At 70.3% G+C, this 22,332-nt stretch carries 17 protein-coding genes; 6 read left to right on the top strand and 11 right to left on the bottom strand.

Annotated elements, in window-relative coordinates; translation table 11 throughout:
- Positions 1–1,146 (top strand): hypothetical protein (locus J7E25_RS06525; protein ID WP_214869057.1); only part of this gene is annotated, 1,146 nt, incomplete at its 5' end.
- 63 nt (positions 1,147–1,209) lie between these two features.
- Here J7E25_RS06525 and J7E25_RS06520 read toward each other — a convergent pair.
- The 9 genes from J7E25_RS06520 to sucC all read right to left on the bottom strand — a co-directional run bounded on the left by J7E25_RS06520 (position 1,210) and on the right by sucC (position 13,840).
- On the bottom strand, positions 1,210–3,015 hold the full coding sequence (locus tag J7E25_RS06520) for an ABC transporter ATP-binding protein (RefSeq protein ID WP_214869056.1): 1,806 nt from the start codon (positions 3,013–3,015) through the stop codon (positions 1,210–1,212).
- Complete coding sequence (locus tag J7E25_RS06515; RefSeq protein WP_251007171.1) at positions 3,012–4,958, bottom strand: ABC transporter ATP-binding protein; 1,947 nt, start codon at positions 4,956–4,958, stop codon at positions 3,012–3,014. Before J7E25_RS06515 ends, J7E25_RS06520 begins: the two co-directional genes overlap by 4 nt.
- A gap of 342 nt (positions 4,959–5,300) precedes the next feature.
- On the bottom strand, positions 5,301–6,557 hold the full coding sequence (gene ddaH / locus J7E25_RS18180; protein WP_285289809.1) for a dimethylargininase: 1,257 nt from the start codon (positions 6,555–6,557) through the stop codon (positions 5,301–5,303).
- A 30-nt stretch (positions 6,558–6,587) separates the two neighbouring features.
- On the bottom strand, positions 6,588–7,679 hold the full coding sequence (locus J7E25_RS06505; RefSeq protein ID WP_215009314.1) for a Glu/Leu/Phe/Val dehydrogenase family protein: 1,092 nt from the start codon (positions 7,677–7,679) through the stop codon (positions 6,588–6,590).
- A 233-nt stretch (positions 7,680–7,912) separates the two neighbouring features.
- Positions 7,913–9,523 carry a bifunctional phosphoribosylaminoimidazolecarboxamide formyltransferase/IMP cyclohydrolase gene (gene purH / locus J7E25_RS06500; RefSeq protein ID WP_214869054.1) on the bottom strand — a complete coding sequence of 537 codons (1,611 nt, stop codon included), beginning with the start codon at positions 9,521–9,523 and terminating at the stop codon, positions 7,913–7,915.
- Positions 9,520–10,113 carry a phosphoribosylglycinamide formyltransferase gene (gene purN, locus J7E25_RS06495; protein WP_214869052.1) on the bottom strand — a complete coding sequence of 198 codons (594 nt, stop codon included), beginning with the start codon at positions 10,111–10,113 and terminating at the stop codon, positions 9,520–9,522. The genes purH and purN overlap by 4 nt, the downstream gene beginning before the upstream one ends.
- 31 nt (positions 10,114–10,144) lie before the next feature.
- Positions 10,145–11,488: a DUF6350 family protein gene (locus tag J7E25_RS06490; RefSeq protein WP_214869050.1), complete on the bottom strand. Its 1,344-nt coding sequence runs from the start codon at positions 11,486–11,488 to the stop codon at positions 10,145–10,147.
- Between the two features lie 266 nt (positions 11,489–11,754).
- Positions 11,755–12,657, bottom strand: coding sequence for a succinate--CoA ligase subunit alpha (gene sucD / locus J7E25_RS06485; protein WP_214869048.1), 903 nt, complete (start codon positions 12,655–12,657; stop codon positions 11,755–11,757).
- Between the two features lie 16 nt (positions 12,658–12,673).
- Positions 12,674–13,840, bottom strand: coding sequence for an ADP-forming succinate--CoA ligase subunit beta (gene sucC, locus J7E25_RS06480; protein WP_214869047.1), 1,167 nt, complete (start codon positions 13,838–13,840; stop codon positions 12,674–12,676).
- 201 nt (positions 13,841–14,041) lie between these two features.
- On the opposite strand from sucC, the gene J7E25_RS06475 reads away from it, so the two are divergent.
- From J7E25_RS06475 to J7E25_RS06460, 4 genes are all read left to right on the top strand, one after another.
- Complete coding sequence (locus tag J7E25_RS06475) at positions 14,042–14,761, top strand: VIT family protein (protein ID WP_214869045.1); 720 nt, start codon at positions 14,042–14,044, stop codon at positions 14,759–14,761.
- 2 nt (positions 14,762–14,763) lie between these two features.
- Positions 14,764–15,594 carry a DUF72 domain-containing protein gene (locus J7E25_RS06470; protein ID WP_214869067.1) on the top strand — a complete coding sequence of 277 codons (831 nt, stop codon included), beginning with the start codon at positions 14,764–14,766 and terminating at the stop codon, positions 15,592–15,594.
- Positions 15,595–15,667: 73 nt separating this feature from the next.
- Positions 15,668–17,302, top strand: coding sequence for a cyclic nucleotide-binding domain-containing thioredoxin-disulfide reductase (locus J7E25_RS06465; protein WP_215009309.1), 1,635 nt, complete (start codon positions 15,668–15,670; stop codon positions 17,300–17,302).
- Positions 17,299–17,631 (top strand): UBP-type zinc finger domain-containing protein, encoded by a 333-nt coding sequence (locus J7E25_RS06460; protein ID WP_214869041.1) that lies wholly within the window; start codon positions 17,299–17,301, stop codon positions 17,629–17,631. Before J7E25_RS06465 ends, J7E25_RS06460 begins: the two co-directional genes overlap by 4 nt.
- A 13-nt stretch (positions 17,632–17,644) precedes the next feature.
- Here the strand turns inward: J7E25_RS06460 and J7E25_RS06455 are convergent, their stop codons facing one another.
- The gene (locus tag J7E25_RS06455) at positions 17,645–18,268 is read right to left on the bottom strand and encodes a TetR/AcrR family transcriptional regulator (protein ID WP_214869039.1); all 624 of its coding nucleotides are present in this window, start codon (positions 18,266–18,268) and stop codon (positions 17,645–17,647) included.
- 99 nt (positions 18,269–18,367) lie between these two features.
- Here J7E25_RS06455 and J7E25_RS06450 point away from each other — a divergent pair, with 99 nt between their 5' ends.
- Positions 18,368–19,819 carry an FAD-dependent monooxygenase gene (locus J7E25_RS06450; protein ID WP_214869038.1) on the top strand — a complete coding sequence of 484 codons (1,452 nt, stop codon included), beginning with the start codon at positions 18,368–18,370 and terminating at the stop codon, positions 19,817–19,819.
- Positions 19,820–19,838: 19 nt separating this feature from the next.
- Here the strand turns inward: J7E25_RS06450 and J7E25_RS06445 are convergent, their stop codons facing one another.
- The gene (locus J7E25_RS06445; protein ID WP_214869037.1) at positions 19,839–22,301 is read right to left on the bottom strand and encodes an ATP-dependent helicase; all 2,463 of its coding nucleotides are present in this window, start codon (positions 22,299–22,301) and stop codon (positions 19,839–19,841) included.
- Positions 22,302–22,332: the final 31 nt, after the last annotated feature.

The raw sequence follows: 22,332 nt of genomic DNA, 5'->3' as shown, positions 1-22,332 counted from the left end.
TCGCCCGCGTCGCCCGCGTCGGCGCACCCCGCGGCCGGCCGCTGGGCGGCACCCGCCGACGTCGCCGACCATCGAGCCGCCGTCGAAGCCACTCGCGCCCGCCGCAGGGTGCGTTTGCGCGCGGGCACCGACACCATCTGGAACCTCGACCCTGGATACCGGTTCGCGATCGCCTCGCGCGCCGTGCGTCTCATCGACCGCGTGGTCGTCTCCCCGGTGAATCGTGTGATCGCCATCGGGGCAGGCGCCGTGCTCGCAGCGCTGCGCCCCATCCTCGTCGCGCTGCCCACCCTCATCGACCCGCCGCGGCTCGCGCTCATCGCGGGCTTCGTGGCGGCGGCCGCGTGGCTCACGAGCTGGAAGGCCGTTCCCAAGCAGGTCGCATGGGTGCCCTTCGGCATCGCGATGGCGATCTGCGGCGTGCTGCTCGTCCTGCTCGTGGTCGGCGTCGCGCGAGCGAGAATCCGGTGGAGCGCCGTCAAGAACGCGAGCGACGGGGAGCTCGCCGACCTGGTCGGGCGCGCGGCACTTCGGGCGTGGCGGCCGACCCTGCTCTACGGCGTCGTCGCGATCCTGAGCCTGTTCCCGCTCGCGTTCTCGATCTACCAGTCGAACACGCTCATGACGCTGCTCTGCCTCGGCGTGAGCGGCGCGCTCGTCGCGACGACGAACCGCGCCGCGACGTCGGTGCGGCGCACCGATGTGCCCGGCCGACGGCTGCGCGTCTGGCTGATGCTGGGCACGTTCGCCGTGCTGGGCGGTCTCCTGCCCCTCACGCAGTTCCTCGTGGGGCAGACCTCAGGGCTGCTGGATCCTGAGCCCCGGTGGTTCCTGCCGATCCTCGTCGCGGGCGGCAGCGCGGTCGCGATCGTGCTGACGCACGACTGGCTGCCGATCACGGGCATCCCGCTCTCGGTCTCGCGCGGCGTCAACTGGCTCACGATCACGATCGTTTCGGCCCTCGGCGGGTGGGCGGCATGGTTCCTCGTCGACAAGCTCGACGCGCGGCTCGAGCCGTTGCTCCAGCACACGCTGGAGGCCGCTGCGTTCGTCATCGCGTGGGCGAACATCGTCTGGTGGCTCCCCGAGGCCCGCGCCGCCGAGGCGGAGATCGACGATCGCGTGGTGCGGGCGCCGCTCGACTGACTCGAGGGGAGGACGATTCCGCGGAATCGTCCTCCCCTCGCGTTCAGCTCCTGCCGCGGCACCTCACACGAGCGAGTCCCGCCACGCCGCGTGCAGAGCGGCGAAGCGGCCCGACCCGCCGATGAGGTCGGAGGGCGCGCCGTCCTCGACGATGCGGCCCTGCTCCATCACGAGCACCCGGTCGGCGATCGCGACCGTCGAGAGGCGGTGCGCGATGATCACCGCGGTGCGGTCGGCGAGGAGCGTCGTGAGCCCCTCCTGCACGAGCCGCTCGCTCGGGATGTCGAGCGATGACGTCGCCTCGTCGAGGATGAGCACCGCCGGGTTCGCGAGGAACGCCCGCGCGAACGAGATCAGCTGGCGCTGGCCCGCGCTCACTCGCCCGCCGCGCTTGTTCACGTCGGTGTCGTACCCGTTCGGCAGGCTCTCGATGAACTCGTGCGCACCGACGGCCTTCGCGGCGCGCACGATCTCGTCGTACGACGCGTCGGGCTTGCCGAGCGCGATGTTGTCGGCCACGGAACCCGAGAACAGGTACGCCTCCTGCGTGACCATCACGATCGCGCGCCGCAGGTCCTTCGGGTGCAGCGACCTGAGGTCGATGCCGTCGAGCTCGACGACCCCGTCACTCGGGTCGTAGAACCGCGCGAGGAGCTTCGCGAGCGTCGACTTGCCGGCCCCCGTCGAGCCCACGAGCGCGATCGTCTGTCCGGCCGGCACGTCGAGGTCGAAACGCGGCAGGATGACGCGATCCTTCGTGTATGCGAACTCGACGGCCTCGAAGCGCACATGCCCCGACGCCTTCCACAGGTCGACCGGATGCCGCGGCTCGGGCACGCTTGGCTCCTCCTCGAGCACGCCGGAGATCTTCTCGAGCGCCGAGGCGGCCGACTGGTACCCGTTGTAGAACATCGCCATGTCCTCGATCGGGTCGAAGAACCGCTTCGTGTAGAGGAGCGCCGAGAGGAGCAGGCCGATCGCGAGCTCACCCTCGACCACGCGGAATCCGCCGACGACGAGCACCGCCGCGACGCACGCGTTGCCGATGAGCAGCAGGCCAGGGTCGTAGATGCCGAAGAGCTGGATCACGCGGGCGTTGACGTCGCGATAGTCCTCGACGAGCTCGCCGTAGGCCTTCTCGTTGCGCCGCTCCTTGCGGAACGCCTGCACCGCCCGGATGCCCGTCATCGACTCCACGAAGTGCACGATGAGCTTCGCCGAGGCGACCCGGGACTGGCGGAAGAGCTTCTGCGAGCGCACCTGGAACCAGCGCGTGAGCACCGTGAGCGGGATGAGCGCGCCGAGCAGCACGAGCGCCGACGTCCAGTCGAGCAGCACCAGGGCGATCGCCGTGAACGACATGTAGAGGACGCCGCGCACGAGCTGGTTGATGCCCTCGTCGAGCAGCTCGCGGATCGCATCGAGGTCGCTCGTCTGTCGCGAGATGATTCGCCCCGAGGTGTACGACTCGTGGAACTCGAGCGAGAGCTTCTGCGTGTGCAGGAACACTCGCGTACGCAGGTCGAGGAGCACCGCTTGGCTGATTCGAGTCGAGAGCCGGATGTACCACGCGATGAGCAGCGCTCCCGAGGCGGCCGTGAGCAGGTAGGCGACGCCGGCGAAGCCCACCGGCAGCCAGTCGCCGTCGAGCAGGGCCGGCAAGCCGCGGTCGATGCCGAATCCGATGAGCGCGGGCCCTGCGACCTGCGCGGCCGTCGAGACGAGCACGACGAGCATCGTGAGCCAGAGCCGCAACCGCAGCGGCCGCAACAGGGAGCCGAGCAGGCGCAGCGATCGCGCGCGCACCTGCTTCGACTCGGCCTTGGTGAAGTCGTTGCGCTCCTCACCTTCGACGCCGATGACGCTCATCGGTTCGCCTCCTCTCGTTCGATGGGTCCGGTCTCGGTCGATGTGTGTTCGGCGGCTTCCGATTCGATGGGATCGGATGACTCGGCGGCATCCGTCACGAGGAGATCGGATGCCTCCGCAGCCTCGCGTCGCACTTCGTCTTCGAGGCTCGAGATGACGAAGGCGTAGTGCTCGTTCTCACGCAGCAGCTCGGAGTGGGTGCCGACCGCGGTGATGCGACCCTCCTCGAGGAGCGCGACGCGATCGGCGAGCAAGACGGTCGACGGGCGGTGCGCGACGATGAGCGCGGTCGTCGAGGCGAGCACTCGGCGCAGCTCGGCTTCGACGCGTGCCTCGGTCGCGACGTCGAGCGCCGAGAGGGGGTCGTCGAGCACGAGCACCGAGGGGGATGCCGCGACCGCGCGAGCGAGCGCGAGCCGCTGCCGCTGCCCTCCTGAGAGGCTCATGCCCTCTTCGCCGACCTTCGTGTCGACGCCGTCGGGCAGGTCGTAGACGAACGACGCCTGCGCGATGCTCAGTGCTTCGTCGAGCACTCGCTCGGCCTCGGCGGCGAGCGCCGGGTCGCCTTCGCCGAATTCGGGACGGCCGAGCAGCACGTTCTCGCGCACCGAGGCGCTGAACAGCGTGGCATCCTCGAACGCCATGGCGATGTGCGTGCGGAGCTCCTCGCGGGAGAGCGCCCGGATGTCGACGCCGTCGAGCGTGATCGAGCCTCCCGTCACGTCGTAGAGCCGGGTGGTGAGCGCGGTCAGGGTCGTCTTGCCGCTCCCGGTGAGGCCGACGAGGGCCATCGTCTCGCCGGGCTCCACGACGAGGTCGATCCCGTCGAGCAGGTCGCCGAACCGCTCGGGCGCGTCCTGGTAGCGGAAGCGAACGCCTGAGAACGCGAGCTCGCCGAGCGGCTGCTCGACCGAGACGCGGCGCTCGGGGTCGGTGATGGCGTTCTCGCTGTCGAGGATGTCGAAGAAGCGATCGGTCGCCGTGCGCGCGTCGAGCGAGAACGCGAGCAGGAAGCCGATCGACTCGATCGGCCACGCGAGCACGGTGGCCGTCGCGAAGAACGCGACGAGCTCGCCGACGGTGAGCACGCCTTGCGACGCGAGCCACACACCGAGCACGAGGCATCCGGCGAGCGCGACGGCAGGGACCAGGATGATCCATGCCCAGATGCTCGCCTCGAGGCGCGCCTTCTCGATCTCGGTGCGGCGCAGGGACTCGGCTCGGACGCGGAAGCTCGACAGTGCGTGCTTGCCGCGGCCGAAGGCCTTCAGCACGCGGATACCGTGCACCGATTCCTCGACGGCGGTTGCGAGGTCGCCGGCCTGGTCCTGGCTGCGCCGGGAGACCTCCGAGTAGCGGCCCTCGAACCGGAAGCCGACGATCCAGAGCGGGATCGAGCACACGAGGAACACGACGCCGAGCATCCAGTTCATGGAGATGAGGATGCCGAGGCCCACGACGATCACGATGAGGTTCACGACGAGCAGCACGAGCCCGAACGACAGCCACCGGCGGATGAGGCCGAGGTCGCTCATGGCTCGCGACAGCAGCTGCCCGCTCGGCCAGCGATCGTGAAAGCTCACCGGTAGGTCCTGCAGCTTCGCATAGAGCGCGTTGCGCATGCTCGCCTCGACCTTCGTGCCCGGTGTGAGCACGAACCAGCGGCGCAGCGCGATCATCACGGCCTCGAGCACGCCGAGGCCGAAGACGAGCCCGGCGAGCGGCCAGATCGCGCTCGCGTCGCCGTCGGAGAGCGGGCCGTCGACGACGGCCTGCAGCACTTGCGGAATCGAAAGCGCGATGAGCTGCGAAGCGAGCGAGGCGCCCATGCCGGCGGCGATCGCGGGGAGCGCAGGCCGCGCGTACTCGCGGAGCCGGAACAGCGCCCGCACGGCGCTCGTGCGCTCGGCGGGGTGGTCGGTGTTGTGAGGGGTGGCTGACAAAGCCGTTTCCTTCCGGAGGTGCGCCGAGCGGTCGCGAAGAGGCGTCGATCGGACGAGATCAGAACAAGTGGACGCGTGGAATCGCGCCGGATGCGGAGATACCGCGAGACGGGCCGGCGAAGCCGGCGGACGGGCCTGGTGCTACCCGGCGATCCGATCGGAGAGGAGCGCCGGGCGGGCAGCGCCGTCGACCGCGATCGTGCGGGCGTTGGTGTCTGTCTGCATGGTGTCCTCCTGCGTCGTTGACTGATCATCCCCAAGGCCACCGGATCTCTCACGGCAGCCAGCCCTACAGCCTATGGGTACAGCTCCGTCGGGTGCAAGAGTCTCGGCGAGACTCGCTCAGCGCACCCGCACCGACAGGCACGTGACGCAGCCCTCGAGCTTCTCGAACTCACTGATGTCGACGGTGACCACGCGGTAACCGAGGCTCGAGAGCATCGCCGCCGTCTGCGGTGCCGCCGCCGACATGAGCAGCGATTCCCGTGAGAGCTCGACGACGGCGACGCCCTCGGGCTCGGGCACGGGGACGAACCGGGGGAAGAGGCTCACCACGTCGAGGAGCGTAGGGTCGCCGATGATGGTGCCGTCGGGCAATGCCGTCGCGGCGCTCTTCAGATGCAGCGCCTTCGTGATGGGCACCGCGACCACGGTGTAGCCGTGGGGGTTGAGGAGCGAGCGCAACTGGCGGATGCCCTCGGCGTTCGTGCGCGACGAGGCCCCGACGTAGACCGTGGATTCGACCTTCAGCACGTCGCCGCCGTCGAGCGTGCCGGGCAGCTCGATCCGCTCCACTGTGACGCCGGGGATCGCCCGCACCGCGCGCTCGACCGCCTCGATCTCGGGGCGCCGCGACACCGCGCCCGGGCTCGTGATCACGGCGAGGTCGCCGAACATCACGACGGCGTCTTCGACGAAGGCCGAGTCGGCGAGCTCGGGTGCGGCGTCGACCTCGAAGGTCTCCCAGCCCTCCGCGACGAGCGCCGCACAGTAGTTGTCCCACTGCTCGTCGGCGCGCGCCTTGTCGACCGGCTGCCGCTCGAGATGCGTGAGCTCGCCTTCGTCGAGGTTCGAGGCGGGAATGCGCACGAGCGCGATCTGCCGCGGCGGCCGAGCCGGCGCGAACGCCAGGATTCCGTGCAGCACTCGCGGAGCGAGGAAGACCTCGCCGGCGATCGCCGCGAGGATGAAGATGAGGTTGAAGCTCACGAGCGAGCCGAGCACGGCTTCGAATATGCGCGGCGTGAACGGATTGCCGCCGGCGCTCACGGTGGCCGTCGTGGCGAACAGTGCGGCGAGGCACGCCGAGGCGAAGCCGGCGATCGCGGCGAGGAACCACCTGCGGGTCGCGCCGATCCCGTTCGCCACCGAGAGCAGCACCCACACCACGAGTGCCGCGAGCCCGAAGTGGCCGAACAGCTGCGGGACGATCGCCGGCGACTGGCCGTTGCCGATGAAGAAGGCGAGCACCGCGACGGACATCGCGATGATCGCGACGACCCCCGCCGAGACGAGCACCGCCATCGTGCGCCGCCACGGTGTGATGGCCGGCGTGAACCGGGCCGTGGCGGACGGAGGCGGCGAGGCGGGGGACGTCATGGCACGAGCCTATCGGCCGGTGCCGACCCGTCAGCGCGCGGCGTCGAGGCGATCGCGGGCGAGTCGTTCGGCCGCCTCGAGTGGGGTCGAACCGTTCGCAACGGCGCTTCGGAGCACCGCGGCGACGGTGTCGCCGATGCCTGCGATGCGCGCGTCGAGGCCCGCCTGGTCGGCGCCGGGCGCACCGGCCACGTCGAGGTAGATGACGCCGCCGGCGTTCACGACGAAGTCGGGCGCCCAGACGATGCCGCGGCGCTGCAACATCGTCGCGACGTCGCGAGAGGCGAGCTGGTTGTTCGCCGCACCGACGACGGCGTGCACGCGAAGGCCGCGAGCGACGTCGGGCGTGAGCACGCCGCCGAGTCCGCACGGCACGAACACGTCGGCCTCGACGAGGTGCGCGTCGCCGGGTTCGACCCAATCGGCGCCGAGCTCGTCGGCGAGTGCCCGCTTGCCGTCGGCGACGTCGGTGACCGTGAGCCGGGCTCCGGCTGCGGCGAGGCTACGGGCGAGGCGTCCGCCGACCTGGCCGAGGCCCGCCACGACGAAGTGCCGGCCGGCGATCTCGGGCGATCCGAAGACGTGGTCGAGGGTCGCGATGATCGACGCGTGCACACCTGCCGCAGTGGCATCCGCAGGCTCGCCGACGCCGCCCTGCTCGGGCGGAAGTCCGCAGACGAACTCGGTGCGCTCGTGCACGACGGCCATGAGCTCGGCGCTCGTGCCGACGTCTTCGGCGGTCATGTAGGCGCCTCCGAGCGACTCGACCGCGTCGCCGAGGTCGAGCATGGCGTCGCGCGTGCGCGCCTCGTCGAGGATGACGCCGGCGGGGATCGCGATCACGGACTTGCCGCCGCCGCGCGCGAGGCCGGCTGCGGCGTTCTTCAGCGTCATCGCCTGCGAGAGGCGGAGGGCGTCGGCGAGGGCGTCGGTCCAATGCCCGTAGCGCCAGAGCCGGGCGCCGCCGAGGGCCTGGCCGAGCCGTGTCGAGTGCACGGCGACGATGATGGTGAGGCCGGAGCGGGGGCCATGGGTGATCAGCACACGTTCGTGCTCGGGGGCGTCCATCGGCAGTTCTGCGCGGACCTCGGGCGCAGGTGCCGGGGCGTGGGTGATCGTCATCGATCGTTCTCCTTGTTCAACCGCCTCGTGAGCGGAACCGGTGCCCGCGCCTCGTGAGCGCGGGATCACTTAAGGGTACCGCCGCGGGCGGCGTGCGAACTCCCCCGGACGCCTCCCTTCGGGAGGACATTCGCCGCTCGGTAGGACGATCGGCTCGCCGAGCGTCCTCCGAAACCCCGAATGTCCTCCGGCGGGACACGAGGCGGTGGCCGTAGTGAGTCGGGGCGTTGGCCTCAGTGGAAGAAGTGCCGCTCGCCCGTGAAGTACATCGTGACGCCCGCCGCGCGTGCCGCCTCGACGACCTCCTCGTCGCGCACCGAACCGCCGGGCTGCACGACCGCGCGCACGCCGCCGTCGATCAGGATCTGCAGGCCGTCGGCGAACGGGAAGAAGGCGTCGGATGCCGCGACCGACCCCGTGGCTCGCTCCCCCGCGCGCTCCACCGCGAGCTTGCACGAGTCGACGCGGTTCACCTGTCCCATGCCGACGCCGACCGAGGCGCCCTTCGAGGCGAGCAGGATCGCGTTCGACTTCACCGCGCGGCACGCGCGCCACGCGAACTCGAGGTCGGCGAGCGTCGCCTCGTCGGCGGGCTCCCCCGCGGCGAGCGTCCAGTCCGCGGCCGGCGCGAAGTGCCGATCGGCTTGCTGGAGGAGCATCCCGCCGGAGACCTGCCGCAGCTCGACCGCGGTCGGGACGAAACCCTCGGGAAGCGTGAGCAGTCGCAGGTTCTTCTTCTTCGTGAGCACCTCGAGCGCCTCGGGCGCGAAGCCCGGCGCCACGAGCACCTCGGTGAAGATGCCGGAGACCGTCTCGGCCATCGCCCGGGTGACGACGCGGTTCGCGGCGATCACGCCGCCGTAGGCCGAGACCGGGTCGCACTCGTGCGCACGCTGGTGGGCTGAAGCGATGGGATCGGATGCCTCGGGCGACGCCACCGCGATGCCGCACGGGTTCGCGTGCTTGATGATCGCCACGGCCGGCTCGTCGAAGTCGAAGGCGCTGCGCACCGCGGCATCCGCGTCGACGAAGTTGTTGTACGACATCTCTTTGCCGTGCAGTTGCGTCGCCTGTGCGATGCCCGGCCGCCCGCCCTGCGATGCGTAGAGCGCCGCCCGCTGGTGCGAGTTCTCGCCGTAGCGCAGGTCGGCGTCTTTCGTCCACGTGCCGCCGACCCATGCGGGGAAGGGGGACTCCTCGACGGGCTGGTCTTGAGCGACGACGCTGCCGAGGTACGACGCGACCGCCACGTCGTAGGTCGCGGTGTGGCGGAACGCCTCGCGGGCGAGGGCCTTGCGCTGTGCGAGCGTCGTGCCGCCGGCGACCACCGCCTCGATGATCTCGTCGTAACGGCCGGGCGAGACGACGACGGCGACGTTCGCGTAGTTCTTCGCCGACGCCCGCACCATCGCGGGCCCGCCGATGTCGATCTGCTCGATGGCAGCATCGGGTGCCGCACCCGCGGCCACGGTCTCGGCGAACGGGTACAGGTTGACGACGACGAGCTCGTACGGCTTGATGCCGAGCTCGGCGAGCTGGGTCTCGTGGTGTTCGAGTCGCAGGTCGGCGAGCAGACCCGAGTGCACGGCCGGATGCAGCGTGCGCACTCGCCCGTCGAGGTGCTCGGGGTAGCCCGTGACCTCGGACACCTGGGTGACGGGAAGGCCGGCGTCGGCGATGGCCTTGCCGGTGCCGCCCGTCGAGACGATCTCGACGCCCGCGCCGACGAGTGCGGTGGCGAGCTCGACGAGTCCGCTCTTGTCGCTCACGGCGACGAGCGCCCGCCGCACGGGCACGAGGTCGCGTTCGCGATAGAGGCTCGGGTCGTGGCTGGGGCCGCTCATGATCGTGCGAGTTCCTTCAGGTCGAGGTGGGAGTTGGCGATGTCGAGCACGACCTGGATGAGCAGGCGCCGCTCGACGGGCTTGATGCGGTCGTGGAGGCTCGACTCGGTGTCGCCAGGGAGCACCGGAATGCGCTCCCGCGCGATGATCGGGCCGCCGTCGACGGAATTGTCGACGACGATGAGGCTCGCGCCGGTCTCGGTGACGCCGGCGGCGAGCGCGTCGCGCACCGCGTGGGCGCCCGGGAATTCGGGCAGGTAGGCGGGATGCGTGTTGATGAGGTACGGCGCGAACGCATCGACGACCGACGGTGGCACGAGCCGCATGAGGCCCGAGAGCACCACGAGGTCGGGCTCCCATTGGCGCACCTGCTCGATGAGCGCTGCGCCCCACGCGTCGCGATCGGGATACGCCGTGAACGGCACCGTGAACGTGGGGATGCCGAACTCCTCGCCGAGCGCAAGGCCGTCGGCTTGGCGGTCGGCGCCGATCGCCACGACGCGAGCGGGGAACTCCGCGTCTTCAGAGGCTTCGAGCAGGGAACGGAGGTTCGAGCCTCCGCCCGAGATGAGCACGACGAGCTTCTGCACCCTCAGAGCCTACCCGCTGGGCGGAGACCCCTCAGCGCTCGGCACCCCAGATGAACTCACGCTGCGACGCCGGCTCCGCGGGGTCGCCGGGCAGACCTGTTTCGTCGCGCTTGCCGGCTTCATAGTCCGGCGCGGTTCCGCGCGCCCTGGCCGCGTAGCTGCCGACGATCGCCCCCACGCCGACCGTCGCAGCGGCGACCGCCGCGACCGCCCACGCATTGGGGCCGACCTCGGCGAGGCGGCCCGGCCCGGCCGCACCGCCCGACCACCACGAGAGCAACCCGAGCGCGAGCGCCGCGACGCCGCCCGCGCCGGCGCCCACGCCAAGCGGATGCCACCAGGAAGTGCCCGCACCGTGCGCGGCTCGTAGGGGGTGGCTCCCATGAGCGGGGCCGGCGTCCGGGTAGACGAGCCACGCCCCCACGAAGCCGAGCAGCACCGGCGCGATGAGCCAGAGGCCGCCGAGGGCCGCCACGTCGGTCGGCAGCGCGCCGAGGAGCGGGATGCCGGGCACGGGCCCGAGCAGCGTGCCTCCCGGCGACACGGCCGTGCCGGTGCCGATCGCGAATCCTGGGCCGAGCAGCCACGCGGTCGCCCAGACGACGACATTGGGCACGAGCGCGAGCTCTCCGACTGTGAGGGCGATGCCGCCATCGATGCCCGCGCCGAGCGACTGGTAGAGCCCGGCGATCGTCGCGTAGTCGAGGGCGACCAAGACGGCCACGAGCACCGCGCCGAGCGCGAGCACGCCGAACGCGGCTCCGGCTCCGATGCGCACCGCCGCGCGCGCGCCCGCGACGAGGGCCGACGGGAACGCGGCGAGGCGGCCGCGCACGACGACGCCCGTGGCATCCGTCACCGTGCCGGCCCCGTTCAACTCGGCGACAGCGCCGACGACCACGCCGAGCGCCATCACGAAGGCCGGGAGGAGCGCCGCCTGCCACAGCGAGGGACGAGCACCGTCGATTCCGGCCGCGAGCGCGAGCCCGGCACCGACGAGCGCGTAGATGACCGTCGCCGACAGTCCGCCGGTGAACGAGTGGCCGCCGGCGGCCGATCGCCGGCCGATCCGCAGGCCGGACGAGACGGAGAGCAGGGCGAAGCCGAGCAACGCGATCGTGATCGCGAAGGGATCACCGGCTGCGGGCAGTCCGGTGCGCGCCGCGGTCACCGCATCGAGTTGGAACTCGAGGTCGACCCCGTGGCCGAGCAGCCACACGTCGGCCGCGGTTCGCAGGAACACGGCCACGTCGACCACGAGTCCGAAGTGCACCGCCCAGAGCAGCATGAGCGGCACGAGCACGATGCCCAAGCCGATGAGGGCCGCGACGGATGCCTCGAGTGCGGCCAGCAGGGCGATCGTCGTGCGTCTCATTCCTCCGGGAGCTTAGCCCGGCGGACGCCGCTCGGTCGGCACGACGCACCTCCGGTGGTTGAGTAGCGCCGGGCGAAGCCCGACGCGTATCGAAACCACACCCCGGTGGTTGAGTAGCGCCGGGCGCAGCCCGACGCGTATCGAAACCACACCCCGGTGGTTGAGTAGCGCCGGGCGCAGCCCGACGCGTATCGAAACCACTGATCCGGGCAGGGTGGTTTCGATACGGTCCTTCGGGCCTACTCAACCACCGGACAGTACGATGCTCAGAGCGCGGCGTAGACCTCGCGGAGCAGCGTCGCGGTCTCGGACGGCGTCTTGCCGACCTTCACGCCGGCGGCCTCGAGGGCCTCCTTCTTCGCCTGGGCGGTGCCGGCCGAGCCGGAGACGATGGCGCCCGCGTGGCCCATGGTCTTGCCCTCCGGAGCGGTGAAGCCCGCGACGTAGCCGACGACGGGCTTGGTGACGTTGGCCTTGATGAAGTCGGCCGCGCGCTCCTCGGCGTCGCCGCCGATCTCGCCGATCATGACGATCGCCTTGGTCTCGGGGTCGGCCTCGAATGCGGCGAGCGCGTCGATGTGCGTCGTGCCGATGATGGGGTCGCCACCGATGCCGATCGCGGTGGAGAAGCCGAGGTCGCGCAGCTCGTACATCATCTGGTATGTGAGCGTGCCCGACTTCGAGACGAGGCCGATGGGGCCCTTGCCGGTGATGTTCGCCGGGGTGATGCCGACGAGCGACTCACCGGGGCTGATGATGCCGGGGCAGTTCGGCCCGATGATGCGGGTCGTGCCGCCCTTCTCCCTGGCGTACGCCCAGAACTCGGCCGAGTCCTGCACGGGCACGCCCTCGGTGATGATGACGAGGAGGGGAATCTCGGCGTCGATGGCCTCGACGACGGCGTCTTTCGTGTACGCCGGCGGAACGAAGGCGATGGAGACATCCGCCCCGGTCTGCTCGATCGCCTCGGCGACCGTGCCGTAGACCGGCAGCTCGACGGCATTGCCGTCTTTGTCGTTGTGCAGCACGGTGGTGCCGGCCTTGCGTGCGTTCACGCCGCCGACGACCTGCGTGCCCGCCGCGAGCATGCGTGCGGTGTGCTTCGAAGCCTCGCCGCCGGTGATGCCCTGGACGATGACCTTGGAGTTCTTGTCGAGAAAGATCGTCATGTCTTCGAATCCCTTACTACGCGGCGTTCGCCAGCTCGGCGGCCTTGTCGGCGCCCTGGTCCATGTTCTCGGCGAGCGTCACCAGCGGGTGATTCGCCTCGGCGAGGATGCGACGACCCTCTTCGACGTTGTTGCCGTCGAGTCGCACGACGAGCGGCTTGTTGGCGCTCGAGCCGAGCTCGGCGAGCGCGCCGACGATGCCCTTCGCGACCTGGTCGCACGCGGTGATGCCGCCGAACACGTTGACGAAGACGCTCTTGACCTGCGGGTCGCCGAGGATGACGTCGAGACCCGCGGCCATGACCTCGGCCGAAGCGCCGCCGCCGATGTCGAGGAAGTTCGCGGGCTTCACGCCGCCGTGGTTCTCGCCGGCGTAGGCGACCACGTCGAGCGTGGACATGACGAGGCCAGCGCCGTTGCCGATGATGCCGACCTCGCCGTCGAGCTTCACGTAGTTCAGCTCGGCGGCCTTCGCCTTCGCCTCGAGCGGGTCGGCCGCGGCCTTGTCTTCGAGCAGGGCGTGGCCGGCGTGGCGGAATTCGGCGTTCTCGTCGAGCGTGACCTTGCCGTCGAGCGCGATGACCTCGCCATCTTCGGAGAGGATGAGGGGGTTCACCTCGACGAGGGTGGCGTCTTCTTTGTCGTACACCTCGTAGAGCTTCACGAACACGTCGGCGACCTTCTCGACGAGGTCGGCCGGGAAGTTCGCGGCCACGGCGATCTCGCGGGCCTTCTCGAGCGTGATGCCCGCAACGGGGTCGATTTCGATGCGAGCGAGCGCCTCGGGCCGCTCGACCGCGAGCACCTCGATCTCGACGCCTCCCTCGACGCTCGTGAGCGAGAGGTACGAGCGGTTGGCTCGATCGAGCAGCACCGAGAAGTAGAACTCCTGCGCGATGCGCGCCCCGCCGGCGACCATGACCCGCTTGACCACGTGCCCCTTGATGTCGAGTCCGAGGATGGCCTTGGCCGCCTCGTACGCCTCGTCGGGGTTCTTCGCGACCTTGACGCCGCCGGCCTTGCCGCGGCCACCGGTCTTGACCTGCGCCTTCACGACGACGACGCCGCCGAGCTTCTCGGCCGCCGCACGCACCTCATCGGGGGTGTCGGCCACGATGCCCGGAAGCACCGGAACCCCGTAGTGCTCGAACAGGTCTCTGGCCTGATACTCGTAAAGATCCACGCTCTCTACTTCCAATCGATCCGCACGCGCGGTCGCGCACAGGGGCTGTTGGGTGGTGGTGGCCCGGGCCGTGCCGATTCATCTCGACGTCAAGATACGCGGGCCGACGACCATGGTACTCCCCTCTCCGAGGGGTCCGAACCGGACTGCACAGCCCCAGGGCTGCTGGCGAGGTCGCGAGCCCGGTGCGAGACTGGCCGCATGACCCACCCGCGGGAACCGATCCACCGCACCGACCCGCACAAGGCCGCGGTGCATGCGAAGCTCAACTGGCTGCGCGCCGGGGTGCTCGGCGCGAACGACGGCATCGTCTCGGTCGCGGCGCTCGTCGTCGGGGTCGCGGCGGCGACGACGGATGTCGGGGCCATCCTGGTGGCGGGCGTGGCGGCCGTCGTGGCCGGCGCGATCTCGATGGGACTCGGCGAGTACGTTTCGGTCTCGAGCGCGCGCGACACCCAGCGCACGCTCATCGCGAAGGAGCGGTGGGAGCTCGAGACGATGCCGCAACAGGAGCTCGCCGAGCTCGCCGAGCTCTACCGGGGCAAGGGGCTCTCCGCCGGCACCGCCGAGACGGTCGCGCGAGAGCTCACCGCGCACGATGCGCTCGCCGCACACCTCGAGGTGGAGCTGCACATCGCCCAGGACGACGTGGTGAACCCGTGGCACGCCGCCGGGGCATCCGCTCTCTCATTCCTCATCGGTGCCGTGCTGCCCATGCTCGCGATCCTGCTGCCGCCGCCCGAATGGCGGATCGTGACGACCTTCATCTCGGTCGTCGTCGCGCTCGCGATCACCGGCTGGCTGAGCGCGTGGATCGGTGGCAGCCCGAGGCTCCGCGCCATCCTGCGCGTCACCGTCGGCGGCGCGCTCGCGCTCGCGGTGACCTGGACGATCGGCGGCCTGCTCGGCGTGGCCGTGTGACGATGTCCGACCGGGCCGAGGTGCGGGTCGGGACCTCGGGTTGGCTATACCCGCCGTGGCGGGGGAAGTTCTACCCGAAGGGCGTGCGCCAGGCCGACGAGCTCGAGTACGCCTCTCGACACGTCACGTCGATCGAGGTCAACGGCTCGTTCTACTCCCTGCAGAAGCCCGGGAATTGGGTCAGGTGGCGCGACGCTGTGCCCGACGACTTCGTCTTCGCCGTGAAGGGGCCGCGTTTCATCACCCACCTCAAGCGCCTCCGCGACGTCGACGCGCCGCTCGCGAACTTCTTCGCCTCTGGCGTGCTCGCCCTCGGCCGGAAGCTCGGCCCGGTGCTCTGGCAGCTGCCGCCGAACCTCGCGTTCGACGAGGAGATCCTCGACGCGTTCCTCGCAAAGCTGCCGCGAACGCACGGTGACGCCGCGGCACTCGCGCGGCGCCGCGACCGGCGGATGTCGGGACGCACCGCCTTCGCCCTCCACGCCCCGGCCGACCGCATCGTGCGCCACGCGGTCGAGGTGCGGCATCCGAGCTTCGAGACGGATGCCTGGCGGTCGCTGCTCGAGCGTCACCGCGTGGCATCCGTCATCGCCGACACCGCCGGCAGGTTCCCGCGCCTCGACTGGGCGACCGCCGACTTCGCCTACGCCCGCCTGCACGGCGAGAAGGAGCTGTACACCTCGGGCTACGACGAGGCGTCGCTCGAACGGTGGGAGGCCTGGGTGCGGTCGCACCTCGCGGCCGGCCGCGACACGTTCGTGTACTTCGACAACGACGTGAAGGTGCGGGCGCCGTTCGACGCGATGGCGCTCCTCGAGCGGCTGTCGGCGTGAAGCAGGCCCGCGACGGGCACCCCGGACGCCCTCCCCTCCCATTCGATCGATGGTGCACGATAGGGAGATGGGCATGGACTCGGATCGTGTCGTACCCGAACTCACCGACGCGCAGTGGGATCGGCTCGTGCGGTACGGCGTGCCGGCCGACGTGGCCGCCGGGGAGATCCTCGTCCGGTCGGGCGACCGCTGGTACGACCTCATCCTCATCGAGAGCGGTGAGGTCGAGGTCGTCCGCGACGCCCTGCCCTGGATCGGCGAATCGATCATCGCGGCGATCGGAGAGCGCACGTTCTTCGGCGAGCTCGGCCTGCTCAACGGACAGCGCGCCTTCCTCACGGCGCGCGCCTCCAAGCCCGGCCGCATGCTCCGGGTCGATCATGCATCACTGCAGCGGCTCATGGCCGAAGACGACGAGCTCTGCGACATCCTGCTGCGCACCATGTGGGCTCGGCGCGAAGCCCTGCGAAAGGGACCGGCGGCGCTGACGCTCAAGATCATCGGCACGTCCCGTTCGGCGGGTTCCCATGCGCTGCGCCGGTACGCCGAGCGACTCGAGCTCGCCTACACCTGGGTCGATGCCGACGACCCGGCCACGTCGGCGTCGCTCGCCGGCCACGGCTTCACTGCGCAAGACCTGCCGGTCGCCATCGTGCAGGGCGAGAACGTGCTCAGCGCGACTCCCGGGCAGGTCGCCGAGATGCTCGGCCTGGCCTATGTGAACGACGACGAGCGGGCGGCCGACCTCGCGGTCGTCGGCGGCGGTCCGGCGGGTCTGGCCGCGGCGATCTACGGGGCATCGGAGGGCCTGCGCACGGTGCTGCTCGACTCGATCGCGCCGGGCGGGCAGTCCGCCGCCACGTCGCGCATCGAGAACTACCTCGGCTTCCCCTTCGGCGTGAGCGGCGATGCGCTCACCGGTCAGGCGTCGCTGCAGGCGCTCAAGTTCGGCGTGCGCGTGTTCGCGCCGTGCGAGGCGGCCGGGCTCGAGTGGTCGCCTGATCCGCTCACGCTGTCACTGTCCGACGGCACGCTCGTTCGCGCGAGGGCGGTCATCGTCACGACCGGCGCGCAGTACCGCACACTCGAGCTCGATCGCTGGGCCCAGTTCGAGGGCGCGGGCATCTTCCACGCGGCGACGCCGCTTGAACTGCGGCAAGTCACCGGAGCGCCGGTCGTGGTCGTCGGCGGCGCCAACTCGGCCGGGCAGGCGGCGCTCTACCTCGCGGCGAACGGATGCCCCGTGCGACTCGTCGTGCGTTCCGACAACCTGTCGACGCAGATGTCGAGCTACCTCGTCGAGCGACTCAGCGAGCATCCTCGAATCCAGGTGCACACGCGCACCAGCGTCACCGAGCTGCACGGCGACGCTGCGCTCGAACAGGTCACGCTCGCGGGTGGCACGAACGCCACGGTGGACTGCCGTGGCCTGTTCTGCTTCATCGGCGCGCAGCCGGCGACCGACTGGATCACCCAGCTCGACCGCGATGAGCACGGATTCGTGCGCACCGGAACTGACGTTCGGCAGCTCGGTCCGATGTGGGAGGCGCTGCACCGCTCGCCGCTGCCGTTCGAGACGAGCCTTCCCCGCGTGTTCGCGGCCGGCGACGTTCGGCGCGGGTCGATGAAGCGCGTCGCGGCGGCCGTCGGTGAAGGCTCGAGCGCGGTCGCATCGGTGCACCGCGCGCTCGCCGAGGTGTCGGAATGAGCGCGTTCGCGCCGCCGCCGTCGGGAACCGGATGCGTCGAGTGCCTCGCTGGCGGAGGCTGGTGGTTGCACCTGCGGCGCTGCATCACGTGCGGCGAGATCCGCTGCTGCGACTCCTCGCCCGCGCAGCACGCCTCACGGCATGCCCGGGAGGCCGGCCATCCGGTCGCCGCCTCGTTCGAGCCGGGCGAGGACTGGTTCTGGAACTACGTCGCCGACGCGCCGGCCCGGCCCGTTCCGCTCTCACCGCCCACGTCGCGTCCCGTGGAGCAAGCGTCGCCCGGTCCCGACGGGCGCGTGCCCGACGACTGGCGCCTGCTGCTGCATTAGTCGCCGTCGCCGCTCATCCCCGCGATGCCCACAGCGTGCGTTCGGCCATCGCGACCAGGCGAGCTGCAGTGTCCTCCTCGTTGAGACCGCGCCCCGTGTACAGCTGATCGAATGTCTCGAAGCTCGTGATGACCCACAGGATGTCGGTCGCCTCGTCGACCGTGACATCCGGGTGCAGGTGCCCCTCCTCACCGAGGCGGACCGCCATCCGGCGCTGCCCCTCGGCGCGGCCGCGCTCGACCACCTCGAAGGCGCGGCGCACGGCCTCGGGCTCGAGGGACCACATCGAGTAGATCGTCCGGCTGACGTCGCGTTCGGCGGCGTACACGCTCGCCGCCGCCCGCAGGGACTCCCGCACCGCATCGCGCGCATCGGGCAGCGCGACGGCATCGACGATGCGCTGGAAGCCGGTTCGCTCGAGCAGGTCCTGGCCGAGCGCCTCGAAGAGCCCGGCCTTCGAGCCGAAGACGAGGTACACGGTCGAGCGGGCGACGCCGGCCTCTTGCGCCACCCGTTCGATGCTCAGTGCCTCACTGGGGGCCGCGCGCAGCCGATCGCGCATCGCATCGAGGATCCGGCGTTTCGTCTCATCGGCCGCCATGGCGCGTGCCTGCTGGGTGTACTTCCGTGTCGTCACGAGGAACATCCTACTTTCACTTGACATCTTGTCCGACAAAAGACACACTGTCTATCGAAAGACACTCTGTCCGATGAAATACTCAGAAGGATTCCGCACATGCACACCACCGCCACACCCACCGTGATCGTCGTCGGAGCCGGCCCTGCCGGGCTCACCGCCGCGATCGCCCTCGCACGCCTCGGCGTCCGCACACTCGTGGTCGAGCGTCGCGCCGCCCTCTCCCCCTTCCCTCGCGCCACTGGAGTCAACCTCCGCACGATGGAGCTGATGCGCGCCTGGGGCCTGGAGCACGCGGTCCGCTCCGGCGCGATCGACGGCAGCCCCACCGGCTGGGTCGGCCGTACCCTCGCGTCGGCCGAGGGCACTGAGGTGTCGATGGGATTCCCGTCAGTCGAGGTCGCGGCCTCGCTCAGTCCGACGACCGGCGTCATCGCTCCGCAAGATCACCTCGAACCCGTGCTCATGGAGCACTTGCTCTCCCTGCCAGGCACCTCGGTCCGGCTCGGCACCGAGCTGGTCGCGATCGACCAGGATGACGACGGCGTCACCGTGACGCTTCGCGAGGGCGACCAGTCGTCGACCCTCCGCGCCGACTACGCGATCGGCGCCGACGGCGCCCACAGTGCCGTGCGTCGCCACGCCGGCATCACGATGCAAGGGCCGGGCGAGCTCGGCGCCTATCTCGCCGTGCTCTTCCGGGCACCGCTCGCCGAGGTCGTCGGCGATCGTCGACACGGGCTCTACATGCTCATGCGCCAAGGACCACCGTGGGTGTTCCTGCCCACCGATCGCCACGACCGCTGGGTCTTCTCCATGACGTGGGATCCCACGCGCGAGACGCGGGCCGACTACCCGCCCGAGCGCCTCGAGGAACTCATCCGTGCCGGCGCCGGAGTGCCCGACCTCGAGACCGAAATCGTCTGGACCGGCGACTTCACGTTCACCGCCCAGATCGCCGACCGGTACCGCGAACGGCGCGTGTTCCTCGTCGGCGACGCCGCGCACCGCATGACTCCGCGCGGGGCCGCTGGGATGAACACGGCGATCCATGACGGGTACGACCTCGGCTGGAAGCTCGGCTGGGTCCTGCGCGGCTGGGCCGACGAGTCGCTGCTCGACTCGTTCGAGGCCGAGCGCCGGCCGGTGGGCCTGCGGAACATGCAACGATCGGCGAACCCGTCCGACCAGCGCGACGTCTCGCTGGACTACGTGGACGACATCGCCGACCGGATTCCTCACGCGTGGTTGCCCGACGGGCGCACGTCCACGCTCGATCTGCTCGGAGAGGGACTGACCGTGCTCGCGGGCCCGCAGGCGGAAGTGCCGCTGACACAGGCGCAAGCGCACGGAATGACGGTCGCCGTGCACGTCGTCGACCCGGCGACCGCCGAAGTCCTCCAGATCGGAGCCGACGGCCTGGTTCTGGTGCGGCCTGACGGTCGACCGGCCGCTCGCTGGGCTACGTCGACCGACGCGTCGTCGATCTCAGCGGCCATCCTCGAAGCCGTCAGGGGCACGACGCGCCGTGTCCTTGCCCGAGCCGCGTAGGAGGCTCAGCAGTCGAAGATCAGAGCTTCTCGATCGGCGCGATCTTGATCAGGAGCTTCTTCTGCCCGGCCGTGTCGAAGCTCACGTGCGCCACCTTCTTCGAGCCTTCGCCCGTGACCTGCGTGACCTTGCCCTCGCCGAAGTCGGTGTGCCGGATGCGGTCGCCCGCCGCGAGGGTGAGGTCGCCGTTGTCGCGCACCGTGCCGGTGACGCGGTTGGCCCATTCGGTCTGGGGCTTCGCGGACTTCGTGACGCTGAACCGTTCGAGATCGCGGTCGCGGGTGCCCCACGCGCCGCCCTCGCGACGTGCGTTCAGCGCCCGCGGCTGCGTGCCGCCGCGCGACGTCGCCATGCCGGGAGACTGCCGCCAGTCGATGAGCCCTTCGGGGATCTCCTGCAGGTAGCGGCTCGGCATCGCGACCGCCACCTCGCCGAACTGCGCGCGGCTCATCGCGAGCGAGAGGTAGAGGCGCTTGCGCGCCCGTGTGATGCCGACGTAGAAGAGACGCCGCTCCTCGGCGGGGCCGCCGGGCTCCGATGCCGACATCTGGTGCGGCAGCAGGCCCTCCTCGATGCCGGTGAGGAACACCGCGTGATACTCGAGGCCCTTCGCGGTGTGCAGCGTCATGAGCGAGACGGTGCCCGAGGCGTCGTCGAGCTCGTCGGCCGCGGCCACGAGCGAGACCTGCGTGAGGAAGTCGACGAGCGTGGCATCGGGGTTCTCCCGGTCGAAGTCACGCGTCTGCGCGACGAGTTCCTCGACGTTCTCGGCGCGAGTCTCGTCTTGCGGGTCACGACTGTTGCGGAGCGTGTCGAGCAGGCCCGATCGCTCCATCAGGAACACGAGCACGTCGGAGACCTTCGCGGCGCCGGCGTTGGTGCCCGCGGCGAGCCCCTCGGCCGACGGCACGAGCATCGCCGCCGCCTCGTCGAGAGTCGTCGCGAGGCCCGAGATCGCCCCCGTCACCTTGGGGCCGAGCCCGAGACCGGATGCCGCGCGCATGGCCTGCCGGAACGACATGTCGTTCTGCTCGGCGAAGCTCGCGAGCGCGGTCTCGGTGGCGGGACCGATGCCGCGTTTCGGCGTGTTCAGGATGCGCCGCAGCGCGAGCTCGTCGAGCGGGTTCGCCACGGCGATGAGGTAGGCCATCGCGTCTTTGATCTCTGCGCGCTCGTAGAACTTCGTGCCGCCGACGACCCGATAGGGCAGCGCCGAGCGCACGAAGATCTCTTCAAGCGCTCGCGTCTGCGCGTTCGTGCGGTAGAAGACGGCGATGTCGCGGTAGGCGACGCCCGCCCGGTGCAGCGACTCGATCTCGTCGGCGACGAACTGCGCCTCGTCGTGCGCGGTGTACCCCGTGTACCCGGTGATCTTGTCGCCGTCGCCGTCGGCGGTCCAGAGCTTCTTCTCTTTTCGGTCGAAGTTGTTCGAGATGACGGCGTTGGCGGCCGAGAGGATGTTCTGCGTCGACCGGTAGTTCTGTTCGAGCAGCACGACCCGGGCGCCCGGGAAGTCGCGCTCGAACTCCACGATGTTGCGGATGTCGGCGCCGCGGAACGCGTAGATCGACTGGTCGGAGTCGCCGACGACGGTGAGGCTCGCGCCGGGGATGCCGCCCGCGGCATCCGTCAGCGCCCGCACGTTGATGCCGTGCGACTCCATCTCGCGCACCCGCTCGGCCGGCACCGGCCGCGTGAGCTCGCGGATGAGCGAGTACTGCGCGTGGTTGGTGTCTTGGTACTCGTCGACGAGGATGTGCCGGAAGCGGCGCTGGTAGAGCGCGGCGACCTTCGGGAATGCGCGGAAGAGATATACCGTCTCGGCGATGAGGTCGTCGAAGTCGAGCGCGCTGGCATCGCGGAGTCGCCGCGTGTACTGGCGGAAGATCTCGAGGAACATGACCTCTTGCGGGTCGTTCGTGTTCGCATTGCGCGCGTACGACTCGACGTCGGCGAGCTCGTTCTTGAGCTTCGAGATCTTCGCTTGCGCGCTCGCGGTGGTGAACCCCATCGTGTCGGCGTCGAGCTCTTTGATGATGCGCTTCAGGATGGTGCGCTGGTCGGCGGAGTCGTAGATCGTGAACGTGCCCGTGAGGCCGATCGACTCGGCTTCACGGCGCAGGATGCGCACGCACGCCGAATGGAACGTGGAGATCCACATTCCGGATGCCCCTTCGCCGAGCAGGGCCTCGACGCGCTCGCGCATCTCGGCCGCGGCCTTGTTCGTGAAGGTGATCGCGAGGATCTGGCTCGGCCACGCCTCGCGGCTCTCGATGAGGCTCGCGATGCGGTGCGTGAGCACGCGGGTCTTGCCCGAACCGGCGCCCGCGACGATGAGCAGCGCCGGGCCGCGGTACTCCACCGCTTCGCGTTGCTCGGGATTGAGCCCGTCGGTGAGGCGAGAACCGCCCGTGGTCACACCGTGCGCGGGCGGCGCCTCGCGCCAGCCGGCCGGTTCGTCGGGGTCGAGGATCAGCGTCATGTCACCGTCAAGTCTAGGCGCGGCATCCGAC

This window comes from Agromyces sp. ISL-38 (genome assembly GCF_018613935.1).
Taxonomy (GTDB): Bacteria; Actinomycetota; Actinomycetes; order Actinomycetales; family Microbacteriaceae; genus Agromyces.
The sequence above is the reverse complement of the archived record's forward strand: the minus strand, read 5'-3'. Positions and strand labels throughout refer to the sequence as shown.